General features: G+C 38.6%; 10 protein-coding genes. 3 read left to right on the top strand and 7 right to left on the bottom strand.

Annotated elements, in window-relative coordinates:
- Window positions 1-45 precede the first annotated feature (45 nt).
- Complete coding sequence (locus GZ996_RS04265) at window positions 46-2,235, top strand: LTA synthase family protein (RefSeq protein ID WP_338014792.1); 2,190 nt, start codon at window positions 46-48, stop codon at window positions 2,233-2,235.
- Between the two features lie 543 nt (window positions 2,236-2,778).
- Here the strand turns inward: GZ996_RS04265 and GZ996_RS04260 are convergent.
- Window positions 2,779-4,449 (bottom strand): formate--tetrahydrofolate ligase, encoded by a 1,671-nt coding sequence (locus GZ996_RS04260; RefSeq protein WP_156805551.1) that lies wholly within the window; start codon window positions 4,447-4,449, stop codon window positions 2,779-2,781.
- Window positions 4,450-4,718: 269 nt separating this feature from the next.
- On the bottom strand, window positions 4,719-5,993 hold the full coding sequence (locus GZ996_RS04255) for a carbohydrate-binding domain-containing protein (protein ID WP_162011408.1): 1,275 nt from the start codon (window positions 5,991-5,993) through the stop codon (window positions 4,719-4,721).
- Window positions 5,994-6,224: 231 nt separating this feature from the next.
- Here GZ996_RS04255 and GZ996_RS04250 point away from each other — a divergent pair, with 231 nt between their 5' ends.
- Window positions 6,225-6,986, top strand: a complete 762-nt coding sequence (locus GZ996_RS04250) for a polyphosphate polymerase domain-containing protein (RefSeq protein WP_162011407.1) — start codon at window positions 6,225-6,227, stop codon at window positions 6,984-6,986.
- Window positions 6,987-7,667 (top strand): DUF4956 domain-containing protein, encoded by a 681-nt coding sequence (locus GZ996_RS04245; RefSeq protein ID WP_156805554.1) that lies wholly within the window; start codon window positions 6,987-6,989, stop codon window positions 7,665-7,667.
- A gap of 53 nt (window positions 7,668-7,720) precedes the next feature.
- On the opposite strand, the gene GZ996_RS04240 is transcribed toward GZ996_RS04245, so the two are convergent.
- The 5 genes from GZ996_RS04240 to GZ996_RS04220 form a co-directional block, all read right to left on the bottom strand.
- The gene (locus GZ996_RS04240) at window positions 7,721-8,617 is read right to left on the bottom strand and encodes a C39 family peptidase (RefSeq protein WP_238386393.1); all 897 of its coding nucleotides are present in this window, start codon (window positions 8,615-8,617) and stop codon (window positions 7,721-7,723) included.
- Between the two features lie 156 nt (window positions 8,618-8,773).
- The gene (locus GZ996_RS04235; RefSeq protein ID WP_162011406.1) at window positions 8,774-10,054 is read right to left on the bottom strand and encodes a cell division protein FtsQ/DivIB; all 1,281 of its coding nucleotides are present in this window, start codon (window positions 10,052-10,054) and stop codon (window positions 8,774-8,776) included.
- Window positions 10,055-11,116 carry a UDP-N-acetylglucosamine--N-acetylmuramyl-(pentapeptide) pyrophosphoryl-undecaprenol N-acetylglucosamine transferase gene (locus GZ996_RS04230; RefSeq protein WP_162011405.1) on the bottom strand — a complete coding sequence of 354 codons (1,062 nt, stop codon included), beginning with the start codon at window positions 11,114-11,116 and terminating at the stop codon, window positions 10,055-10,057. It abuts the gene before it with no gap.
- A gap of 92 nt (window positions 11,117-11,208) precedes the next feature.
- Entirely contained in the window at window positions 11,209-12,573 is a 1,365-nt protein-coding gene (murD, locus tag GZ996_RS04225) for a UDP-N-acetylmuramoyl-L-alanine--D-glutamate ligase (RefSeq protein ID WP_162011404.1), read from the bottom strand.
- A 146-nt stretch (window positions 12,574-12,719) separates the two neighbouring features.
- A complete protein-coding gene (locus GZ996_RS04220) occupies window positions 12,720-13,430 on the bottom strand; it encodes a serine hydrolase (RefSeq protein ID WP_238386392.1) in 711 nt (236 codons plus the stop codon).
- Window positions 13,431-13,433 lie beyond the last annotated feature (3 nt).

The following is a 13,433-nucleotide window of genomic DNA, read 5'->3' as shown; positions in this document are numbered from 1 at the left end:
GTGTTATAATGAAGTCATATGATTTCTATGAATGAGGAAAACACTTTGAAAAGATTTAAAGACACTTTCTTTGATGTCGTCTCAACCAGATTAGGCTTCATCTTGTTGTTATTATTAGGCTATACCCTCAAAACGATATGGGCATATTTTATGGCCTTTAATTTGGATCTAGCTTCTGTTGAGCATCCGGTCCAATACTATCTCCGCCTGATCATAGTTATAATTAACCCTATTCCCATTGGTTTGATGCTAATTGGGCTATCCCTTTATATTAACCGAAAAAAATCGTTTTACTTCATTGCTTGGTTGATTTCAGCCCTCCTGACTATCCTTCTTTTTGCCAACATCATTTACTATCGTGAATTTGCCGATTTTATCACGTTTAGCTCTGCTATGGCCAGCCGAAAAACTTCTGAAGGTCTTGGTAAGACTGTCATTGACTCTCTTCAAGTTTGGGACATCATCTATTTGCTTGACTACCTCATTTTGGTGTTGTTATTTTGGAAAAAGAAAATCACCACAGACAGTCGCCCCTTTCACAAAAGAGCTAGCTTCGCTGTCACCTCCTTGTCAGCACTCGCCTTTTCAATTAACCTCTTCATGGCAGAGTTAGACCGCCCTGAACTATTGACACGTGGTTTTTCAAATACTTATGTTGTACGTGCTCTAGGTTTGCCAACCTTTAGTATTTACTCAACGAACCAAGCCATTCAAGCTCAAAAAGAACGTGATAGTGCCAGTGCTAAAGATTTGGTTCCTGTCAAGGAATATCTCACTACTCAATACGCCGCACCAAATCAAAATTATTTTGGAATTGGCAAAGGACGTAATGTGATTGTCCTACATTTGGAGAGTTTTCAACAATTTTTAATTGACTACAAACTCAAAATTGATGATAAAGAATATGAAGTTACTCCCTTTATCAATTCGCTTTATCATTCCACAGAAACATTTGCCTTCTCTAACTTTTTTAATCAAGTTAAAGCCGGTAAAACATCAGATGCCGAAACCATGATGGAAACAGGTTTATTCGGCCTTTCAAACGGCTCTTTCATGGTTAACTATGGAGGCGAAAATACCCAATTTGCTGCACCAACTATTTTGGCCCAAAACGGTGACTACACTAGCGCAGTTTTTCATGGAAATGTTGGCTCTTTTTGGAATCGTAACAATGCCTATAAACAGTGGGGATACAACTACTTCTTTGATGCCTCATACTTTTCTAAACAAACTGCAAGTAATTCATTCCAATATGGACTTAACGACAAAACCATGTTAGCTGATTCCATTAAATATTTGGAGCACATGCAACAACCTTTTTATACCAAATTTATAACAGTTACTAACCATTACCCCTATAATAGTCTAGCAGGTAACAGTGATGAGCAAGGATTTCCATTGGCACAAACAAATGATGAAACCATTAATGGTTATTTTGCGACTGCCAATTACCTAGATTCATCCATAAAGGCACTCTTTCAATATTTTAAAGATACAGGCATTTATGATAACTCTGTTATAGTACTCTATGGCGATCACTACGGTATTTCAAATTCGCGCAATCCAGAATTAGCCCCCCTACTGGACAAAGATTCTGAAACTTGGAGTCAATATGATAATGCCATGTTACAACGTGTTCCCTATATGGTTCATGTTCCAGGAATGACCAAAGGTTTTATCAGTGATACTTTTGGTGGTGAAATTGATGGACTTCCGACCCTTCTTCATGTCTTAGGTATTGATACTGCCAACTTCAGTCAAGTTGGTCAAGATTTATTATCTGCTGATAATAAACAAATCGTTGCACTTCGAACTGCTGGCAGTTACATCACACCTCAGTATACTTCCTACAATGGTCGCATATACGACACCGTCAGCGGACTTGAAATCACTAACCCTGATGAAAATACTTCTGCTAAACTTGAGGAAGTCCGAGCTGAAGCAACATTACAACTTAAAATCAGTGATGAGATTCAAACGGGGGATTTACTCCGTTTTGATACGGATAATGGGCTAAAAGTCGTTGATATTAAATCTTTTTCTTACACCCAAAGTCTGGATAGACTAAAAGAAATTGAAGAAAAACGTGGCCCTAAATCAACTAGCATCTATAGCCAAAATGGTAATAAAACAACCGTTGATCGCTTTAATGCCCCTAGCTATACAGCCCTCAATCCTAAACCTGAGGAAAATGAAACAACTAGCCAAACCAGTACAACAGAAAAGAAAGATTAGTTTCATTGACTCTCACTTCTCTTTAAATATTTTGTAGTTGAGCTAATGATACTTTTCAATACTGAATGCAATTCAAAATCTAGAATTGTGGACCTTATATTATAACAATTGGAGTGGATTAAATGTCTCCTGTTATAGAAATTCAACCAGATTTATAGTTTATATTGAGACTAGAACTTCGAACAAAAATATCTCAACCTTCTTTTTTTATAGTAATAACAGATTGATGCAGTTGGTGATTGGAAGTCCTAAACTGGACACTTCTTCATTTTCAAGTGTCTACCTAAAACATTCACTGGATTATTCCCACTCGTTCGTTTTCAAGCTTGAATCTAAAACATTTTAATATTACGGAATCGTTAGCGATCATCTTATTTCCAACCTCCAAAGGTCTCCCAGACTTTTGGAGCATCCCTACAATACAAGTTATCAGATTTTGATTGTAAATAAGTATAATCTCTCCTGATGCTGCAGGAGAGGTTTTTTGTAACCCAAAAAAGCCAACTAAAGTTGACTTTTATAATTGATTATTAGAAAAAATTACTAGAACAACCCTACTGCAGTCCCATCTTCTGAAACATCCATATTGAGCGCTGCAGGTTGTTTTGGAAGCCCTGGCATAGTCATAACATCACCTGTTAAAGCAACGATGAAACCAGCTCCTGTTTTTGGTACAAATTCACGGATAGTGATGTCGAAATGTTCAGGAGCACCAAGCAAGAATTGATTATCTGAGAATGAGTACTGTGTCTTGGCCATGCAGACTGGTAGCTTATCCCAGCCAAATTCTGAGAATTGTTTGAGTTGCATTTTAGCTTTAGGCCCAAACTGAACAGCTTTTCCACCATAAATTTCTGTCACAATTTTAGTGATTTTTTCCTCAAGACTATCCTCATCTGAGTAAAGACGCTTGTAATCAGCCCCACCATTTTCAACCGCATCAACCACTGCGTGAGCCAAATCTATACCACCATCTGCACCATTTGCCCAAACACTAGCTAATTCAACAGGAACTTCAATTGCTGCGCAAAGTTCTTTAAGTGTAGCGATTTCAGCTTCTGTATCAGAAATAAATTCATTAATCGCAACCACTGCTGGAATACCAAACTTACGAATATTTTCAACATGGCGTTTAAGATTAGCAAAACCATTACGAACAGCTTCAACATTTTCTTGTCCCAATTCAGTCTTAGCTACACCACCATGCATTTTTAGCGCGCGAAGAGTTGCAACAATGACAACGGCATCTGGAGATTTTGGTAGATTTGGTGTTTTAATATCAAGGAATTTCTCGGCACCTAGATCTGCACCAAAACCTGCTTCTGTAATCGTATAATCTGCCAAACGTAAAGCAGTTGTCGTTGCAAGAACAGAGTTACAACCATGTGCAATATTAGCAAATGGACCACCATGAACAAGCGCAGGTGTCCCATAAATCGTTTGTACTAAATTTGGCTTAATGGCATCTTTAAGAATAAGAGTCAGAGCACCTTCAACTTTAAGATCTCGGACATAAACAGGCTGACGATCATAGGTATAAGCCACAACGATATTAGCTAAGCGTTTTTTCAAATCTTTCAAATCTGTCGCAAGACACAAAATTGCCATAATTTCAGAAGCAACCGTAATGTCGAAGCCGTCTTCACGAGGAATGCCGTTGACTGGACTGCCAAGTCCCACAATTACTTGACGAAGGGCACGATCATTGAGGTCAACCACACGCTTCCAAATAATACGACGTTGGTCGATACCAAGCTCATTTCCCTGCTGAATATGATTATCTAGAAGAGCTGAAAGCGCATTGTTAGCTGCTGTAATGGCATGCATATCACCTGTAAAATGAAGGTTAATATCCTCCATTGGAAGAACTTGGGCGTAACCGCCCCCTGCTGCTCCGCCTTTAATTCCCATAACCGGTCCAAGAGATGGTTCACGAAGGGCAATCATGGTTTTCTTACCAATCTTATTAAGAGCATCTGCTAGACCGATAGACATGGTTGATTTTCCTTCACCTGCTGGCGTTGGGTTAATCGCAGTTACTAAAACAAGTTTACCAGCATCGTTATTTTGAACAGCCTTAATTTTATCAAAAGATAGTTTTGCTTTATATTTTCCATAGAGTTCAATATCATCAAAAGTAATTCCAACTTTTTCGACAATTTCCGTGATTGGTTTCAGTTGAACGCTTTGTGCAATTTCGATATCAGATTTCATGAGACACCTCGCAAATTTAATAAATCTATTATAACAGACCCAGGTTAAAAAACACGTGTTGTTTGCACCTAATGTGATAATTGTTCGTTTTTTTTTATAGATTGTTATCCCTTTTATATCACATTTTATTCTATTTTATCTAAAAATTTGAACAAAGCAAGCTATAAAAGCTCTGCCTAAAAAATAGAGCGATAGCAAGAAGGGCCTTCCTTTCTTATTCTAACCTAAAGTCAGCAAAAAGACTACCCTTAGGTAGCCTTTAATCATATTTAGAAACCACGACCGCCTTGTCCTGGTGCTCCTGCTCCGAAACCAGCCATGGCACCTGGACCAGTTTGGGTAAGGTCTGTCACAGTTTTGCCATTAACTATTAGGGTCCCACCAGTATATTTTCCAGTTCCATCATAGTCGAAAGCTGACTGTCCGGTAATGGTTACAGTACCTCCTGTGATGGTCAAATCTCCGTTGGAATCAATGGCATCCGTATCTCCTTGAGCCATATCAATAGTGATATTACCACCATTGATGGTAACTGAGACACCTTCTTGCTTTTGCATCTCACCTGCAGTCGAAGCCCAGTCGCTACCGTTAATACCATCATCTGAAGAAACAATCTTAATGCTTCCATCATTGATGGTAACAGTCTTCCCTTCGATTCCTTCGACACATGACTGGATATCAATCGTTCCATTATCAATGGTGAGGATATTTGAAGCATGGATAGCGTCATCCCCTGCATTAATAGTAATATTTCCAGACTCAATATAGATATTACCAAGCTCCGTGTCTTCATCATTATCTGAGTGAATGGCATCTTCTGCCGCTGTCAAGGTCATGTCAGAATTCACAATATTTAAGGCATCATTGGCAGAAATGGCATGCTTAACAGTTGATGTAATCGTGTAAGTTCCGCCAGTAAACTTGACATCATCATTACCCTTGATAGCATTATTATAGTTTCCTGTGACTGTCAAGCTTCCTGAACCGTTAAAGGTTAAATCGCTTTTACTGTAAATAGCTGCGCTGTAGTCATCAGTGGAATGATTAGAATCTTCAATTGTATTTATAGTTCCAGCTGCTGTTGTGATAACAACCTTATCAGCCTCCTTAACAGCGATCAAAGCATCGCTTCCCTTCATGGTGACACCGTTCAAGACTAATTGAACCTTATCTGCATCAGAGGCTTCGACTAGGATTTGCATGTCTTCACTCTCACCTGAAATGATATAGGTTCCAGATGTTGAAATGGTTACCGTTGAACCAGATACAGAAACGCCATCTCCAGATATGGCAGCATTTGTTACCGATAAAGTAATGGTTGCAGCCGTCGATTCATCATAGCTATCCGTTAAATCCGTATTGGTAAAATGATCAGAATTTGCACTAATACTGCTAGTCGGAGTACTGATACTTGTCATCACCGTTTCACTTGTAGTGGTTTGACTGCTTGATTGACTCGCCGCTTGTTTGCTTGAGCAAGCTGTCAATAAAAGCAGAGCTGTTAAACTGGTGAAAACTACTTTCTTTTGTGTTGTTTTTAGCATAATCTTGCCCTCATTTCATTTGAATAGGTTAAGTTTACCGGTCAAATCTGAAACTTGGCTGAAAGTTTTCATAAAGAAAACTTAAAATGATTTTTGCTCTGCTATTTTTTAATAAAACTTTCAGTTTTCTCCCTTATAGTTAGTTTCAGAAAGCAATCTGGAGAGTAAGACCTGACTAAATCTGTCAGCTAACTCATCCATTACCAATATGAATATAAGAGGAGGATTCAAATGACTGAAAAGATTCAAACACAATTTAAACGAGTAGAGACAAAATACATTGTCAAAAAAGAACAACTCGATGAGCTTCTAAAAGATTTAAAAGTTTATTTAAAAGAAGATGACTACCCAACCTCTACTATCAGTAACATTTATTATGACACTCCTGATTTTGATCTTATCAAAGATGCCTTGGCAAAAAAGAATCTACGTGAAAAAATTAGAATGCGCAGCTATTCTGCAAATCCTAGCAAGGATTGCCCGGCCTTCTTGGAAATAAAACAGAAAGATTCTGAAGGGATTGGTCACAAGTTTAGACTCGTTTCAAAACCTGAGGCAATCAATAGGTTATTGACCTCTGGTGAAGCCGACAAATCAATGACTGATGGAGCTTTGATTCAAGAAATCAATGCCTTAGGCCAGCGCTATCCTGGACTTGAACCCCGTATCTATATCTACTATGATCGTTTCTCGCTTAAACAAAAGAAAAAGTTGGTCAATAAAGTAAGGATTACCTTTGACCGTAACCTCCGTTACCGCGATTTTGATGTTGACTTAAGTGCTGGAACAGAAGGCCTTCCTTTATTAGAAGATAACCAGATGGTTATGGAAATCAAGGCCAGTAAGGATAAACCTGAATGGCTGAAGGAAATCTTAGAAAAACATGGTTTGGTTAAGATGAAGTTTTCTAAATATTCCTGTGCCTATCATAGATCACAAGGTTTAGATTATCAGCCACAAGCAAAAGTTAAGAAAGAAAGCGTAGGTGCCTAGATGACCATTTTTGACAGCATTTTCCAAACCACTAGCAGTTCTGTGGACCCCTTTCTCCTCTTTATGGCCCTAGGAGTCAGTCTTATTTTAGGACTTGCTCTATCCTATGTTTACAAGTACCGGACCCTCTATACTCGGGAGTTCATCATCACACTTACCCTACTCCCCAGTCTCATGACCCTGGTAATCTTCTTAGTCAACGGCAGTCTAGGGACTAGTATTGCCGTTGCCGGAACTTTCTCACTAATTCGCTTCCGTTCAGCGACCAGCGGCTCTCGTGAACTCCTAGCCATCTTCATCTCTATGATTATCGGACTTGCTGCAGGGACAGGTTACTTGCTACTTGCCCTCATCACCACCATCCTAATTCTTGCTATTTGGTTTCTCTTAGAAAAAGGGCAGAGCAAGCTACCCTTACAGACCCGTCGTCACCTAACTTTGAGCCTAGCTCAGGATCAGAACCTGGAAAAGCAGCTTCAGGCTGCACTCGAGAAATATTGCTCTGCCATTGAGCTGATCTCAGTTAAAAGCGGCAAAAAAAGTAGTAACCTTAAACTGGCCTATGAAGTTGAGCTCTTATCACCAAACGATGACTTCAACCTCAGCCAACACCTCCTTGAGGTTCTAGAGGTTTCAGACTTTAAATTGACCACTGAAGCTAAAAAACGCAAGAACTTGTAAAGAGACCAAAAACATCCCCGGAAAAATTTTCTGGGGATTTTCTTTGCTATTTCTTACCATCCGTAATTGGGTTCCACACAGACACTGGTTGAGTAGAGCAATTCTTCAACCGTAATTTTTTTCAATCCACCATAGACGGGATCCTGTATAGACGGAGCTGGGTCCAGGTAGTAAACGTACTCAATATCATTTCCTGCAGCATTGAGCTGATAACCTACTCCAAGGACATTATGCTCTGCCTTTATATTAGGGTAAAGGGTTGACAGTTCTATGGTATAGTACATTGGATAATCATCGTCAATGTTTTGCTTAAGCCTTTCTTTGAAAAGGGCCTTATCCGCCTCCGGATTGGTAACTGTTGCTAGGCGATAACCTGCCTGTCCATTTCCAGGAACATCATAGCCAAAGAGATGACGATTTAAGACTCCAATAGCATCGCTATTATGAGTCCCAAAGGAATTATCCGTTCCCATCTGGTCTGCCAAAATTTCTTGGCTAATATCTATGCCTTTATAAGCTAGGAGCATGCTGACTGTAGTTGGGGCACAGGAAGTTGCCGTTCTCTGAAGTTGATGCATGACATTTAACCTAACCTTTTGCCCTCCTTGAGATGTGCTACTTGATTGAGGTGCACTTATGGTAGTCTCAGTCATTTGTTTAGTAGCCTTGCTACTAGCAACATCTGTTTGCAGAACATCTTGTGTGTCTGTTGTCTCGCTACTTTTTTCTATTGTCGATTCAGAACTTGCAGTTGTAGTCGTCCCTGTCGTAACTTTAGTAGTATCCTCTATTTTGGCATTTTCAGATGTTGTCGAATTTTCTGCCTGGATCAGCTGATTATTCTGATTATTTTCTTTTCCTCCATTAGGTTGACTGAGAAAAAATCTACCGCCAAATAAAGTCAGAAGGAGGAGGACTGGCATCTTATATTTAAAAAGCTTCTTTTCCATGAAATCACCTCGTTTTGCTATCATTATAACGTTTTCATAAAAAAATGCAAATTGATTATAAATAAAAACTCCCTTTTTCAAGAGAGTTCAAATGAGTATATTTTCTTATTGACTTTTCATTTCTGTACTAGTTGCTTCAGTTTCTGACAGTTCTTCTTATTCTGAACTTAAAGCTTCTTGGCTAGTCGTTTCCTCGGGATTTTCTAAAGTTCCTTCTTCTGAATTGTCGCCATCTTCAGCTGATTTTTCAGATTTCTTAGCCTCTTCTTCTGCCTTCTTCTTAGCTTCCTCACGTTCTACTTTTTCCTGTGCCATGGTTGCTTCTATAGTCTCATTTGTTGTGAAAATCCCAACTTCCATATCAATAATACTAGGTGAAGTCAGTTTGCCTGCAATTTTGGCATAAAATGGTAATTTAACATCAATTTGAGAAAGAGGGACGCGAATACGATGTCCATCTTTAACTTCTAAAAGAATTAAATCCTTTGTGGCTGCATCAGTCACTGGATTCACAACTTGAATATTAGCAACCAATTTTTCATCTAATTTAGCCAGTTGCACAACCAAAGATTGCACCGCTTTTTCATCAGTCAAATTAACCGTCAAAAAATGCTCTGGTAACTGAGATTCTGAAATAACCGGCATACGGACACCATTTTCAAGAACAGGTTGGTAACCTGATTCTGTCTGAGCATAGGCAATAATGCGATTTTCTATAATGGTAACATCAAAAACATTAGGAAAACGGTAACTGATAGTTGCTTGTTTCACCCATGGATTGGCAGCCAAAATAGCTTGTTCCGTTGACTTTTTCTTGAAAAAAACAGTACTAATATAATCAGATTTTTGAATTCCCGTAGAAATCAAAATGGCATTCCGATCAACATGCTCTAATCCAGTTACGTTAAAGATTTTCTTTTTGCTGTACGGGCTAAGAATGAAACCTGAAATAATAATCGTGATCAGCGCTACAAAAGTTATTGAAGCCACTTTTACCTTCGCTAGCCGTAAGGGACGGGTTTGAAGACGTTGCTCCAAGCGTTTTGCCTTTTTATCAGCCTTGAGCTGTTGTTTTAACAACTTATCATCTATCGAATTCTTATCAGATGAATTTTTCACTTCAGTGATTTCAGAAAGCCCTGCCTCTGGCTCTTCATTTGGAATATCTTCTAGCTCAGATTCTACTTCCAGCTCCTCGGTTGCATCCTCCTCATTAAGAGGCTCTTCCTGAGTTTCCTTTTCAAAAGGCTCGGAAGAAATCTCTTCACCTGAAAGTTCCTTTTCCTCTTCTAATGATTCTGCTTTCTTTTCTGTCAGCAGTTTGTCTTCTTCTATTTTTTTAGTTGCCTTTCTCGCCACAAACTCTTCATGGCGTTTCTGCCATTCCGTTTTTTCAGTTGACTTTTCAGGCTCTAACATTTCATTTTCTTTAGTCATTTACTTCCCTTCAACGGCATTACTCAAGACTGTATAGAAATCTTCTGGAGAGGTAATTTCTTTTGAATTTGCCATAGCCTCTTGATAGTTTTCTTTTTGAGACAATAGCAGAGCAACTTTCTCTTTTAAGTTATCTACTGTTAAGTCAGACTCAAGTAATTGTTCAGCGTAGCCTTTTTCCACAAAATATGCCGCATTTTCCAGCTGATCACCGCGTGAAGCATCTTTTCCAAGCGGTACAATCACATGAAGTTTTTGCATGGCAACCAATTCAAATATGGTATTTGAGCCTCCACGCGTGACAACTACATCAGCCAAATCCATCAAAGGTTGATATAAATCCGTTACATAATGGATACGATACAAATTTTGTGATAAGGTATTAAGGCTTTCATCTCCAGAAATATTGATGATATTAAAATCATTTGTCAAATCATGCTGGTTGATAAACTCATTAAAAACTCTAGCACCTGCTGACCCACCAATAAATAACAAGGTTATTTTACCAGTATCAAATTGTTCTTTAATCTGGTCAAGCTGTCCCTGTTCAAATGGTTTAGCCTTACCGACTTTAGTAATTGCACCAACATGTTGTGTTTTAACAAGCCCTTCTGCCTGTTCAAAAGTGGTGTACATTGTCGTCGCAAATTTATAAGCAATTTTATTGGCCAACCCCATAGATAAATCTGATTCGTGAATAAATACCGGAATACGCAAACTCTTAGCCGCTACAACGGGGGGAACAGATACAAATCCTCCTTTAGAGAAAAGTGCCTGTGGTCTTATCCTAGCTAAGATAATAAATGACTGTAAGACTCCCCAAGCAACCTTAAAAATATCTAGTATATTTTGCCATGAAAAATAGCGACGAAGTTTTCCTGTTGCAATCGAATGGAACGTTACATTAAGACCTAATTTTTCAATTTCTTTGTGCTCAATGCCATTTTTATCACCAATATAGTGAACTTCCCACCCGTCTTCGATAAACTTAGGAATTAAAATAAGATTAAGTGTAACATGACCAACTGTCCCGCCACCAGTAAATACAATTTTTTTTGCCATCATATTTTTTCTTTGCCTTCCTACCACCTAAAGAGCATTAACCTAACCGCTCTCTACACTTGCAAGAAAACGTGTTATTTTACCATTTTTAATTATCTGCTATTGTTTAAGGTTAATTCTTCAAAGCTAGCGATAAACTCATCGCCACGTACTTCAAAATTTTTATACATATCCCAGCTTGCATTTGCTGGACTAAGGAGAACAAACTCACCTGCTTGCGCTTGTTCAAAGGCGATTCGAGTAGCATCAGCTATGTCTTTAGCGTCAAGCGTCCTTACACCTGCTTTTTGAGCTGCTCTTTTAACACGAGTTGCTGATTCTCCAAGAACAACCAGCAACTTAAGTCCCTCAATATCAGGGACAAGTTCATCAAATTCATTACCACGATCCAAGCCTCCTGCAATTAATATTGTTTTGGCATTATCAAAACCAGACAGAGCTTTTTGTGTGGCTAAAATATTAGTTGATTTCGAATCGTTATAAAATTTAACCCCTTGAATTTCTCCAACATATTGAAGACGGTGTTTGACACCCCCAAAGGACACAAGAGCTTCTTTGATAACTTGATTTGAAATGCCCGATAATTTAGCCACAGCAATAGTTGCTAGGGCATTTTCCACATTATGCGAACCAGGAACACCGATTTCAGCTGCTAACATGATTGCCTCATTTTTATAATAAAGTGTCTCATCATAAAGATATGCACCATCTACTTTTTCTGTCGTTGAAAATGGGACAACTATAGCCTGTGTTTTTTGCGCTAGCTCTTTAGCCAAGTCTTGATTAAAATTAAGAACAACAAAATCTTCTTCGGTCATGCGATTTTGCATGTTCCACTTTGCTTCAACATAAGCATCAAAATCACCATGATAGTCAATGTGTGTCGGCATCAAATTAGTAATCAACGCAATATGAGGATGAAAATTATTGATGCCCATAAGTTGGAAGGAAGATAACTCCATAATAAGGGTATCTTTTGCTGTGGCAGTAACTGCTACTTCAGAGGCTGGAAACCCAATATTTCCAGATAAAAGTGCAGACTTTCCACCATGATTAAACACCTCAGCAATCATTGTTGTTGTTGTTGTCTTACCATTTGAACCTGTAATAGCAACAATCTGCGCCTCCGAAATAAGGTAAGCTAGTTCAACCTCAGTCCACACTGGAATACCTTTTTCAAGTGCACGAGCCACCATTGGGTTATCGTAACGAATCCCTGGATTTTTTACCATGACTTCAAAATTTTCATCCAAAAGTTCGATAGGATGGCTGCCACAAACAACCTTAATTCCTTCTTCAAGGAGAGCCTGTGCTGATGGATTTTCATTGAATGGTTTGCCATCATTAACCGTCACAATAGCTCCAAGACTTGCTAAAAGCCGTGCTGCTGCTTCTCCTGATCGTGCTAAACCTAATACAAGTACTTTTTTATTTTTAAAATCTGTGATCTGTTTCATGCCACAACAAGTCCATTCTATCATTTATATCCTATTTATTTTACCTTTTATAAGGGTATTTTTCAAGATAAAGGCTAGAGCTGCACATAAAATCAAAAAAAAGAGACTGCAAAAGCAACCTCCTAGTTAGTTCCCATCACCAAAAATCAATTATTTTCTAGTGTTATCTCCACTTTAGGAATTTCTTTTTCTGGATTCATATTAACTCTATGCCATTCGTTAATGACATATGCTAGACAGGCTAATTGATAGTGACCATACCCACTCATCTCTACTGTATTTTCATTGCTTCCACCAAATCCTGCTGTATAAACCGAAATAATATAAGGAATCTCTTCTTCTACGATAGCATTCACATTCAAAGCTTCCTGAGAAAAAACTGGTTTTTGAGAAATGCGCACTGAGTGAACATATTGCTCATACCATTGACCCGAGAAAGAAGCATCTAATCGAGCAATGATTGGCGCATACTTTTCCTTATGTTGCCATAGATAATCAAGTACCTGTATGTAGTAAGCACTGGTCGTCTTATTACCTCCTTCATAGTCAATGGTCTTAATATCTCCCTTTGATTGACCAAATGTTGATATTTTTTGATAGGCGTCATGAAACCCTCCCAAACGATCAGCCATAATATAAGCTGGCGTATTTTCAGAATGAATGAGGGCATTATCAAGAATCTGTGTCCAATTCATCGTTTCCCCAAAGCCAGTTAAGTAAAGAGGGTAATCAGGCGCCTCAGTGATATTGTTAATAGTTGTATAAGACACTTCCTCAGCCATATCAAGACGTCCAGCTTCAACCTCATCAATAATCAACATTCCAAGTGGCAACTTATAAGTAGAGCCTGCAGTCATAGG

Origin of the sequence: Streptococcus sp. S784/96/1 (genome assembly GCF_902729355.1) — a bacterium.
GTDB classification, from domain to species: Bacteria; Bacillota; Bacilli; order Lactobacillales; family Streptococcaceae; genus Streptococcus; species Streptococcus caledonicus.
This window is presented reverse-complemented; position numbering and strand designations above follow the sequence as displayed.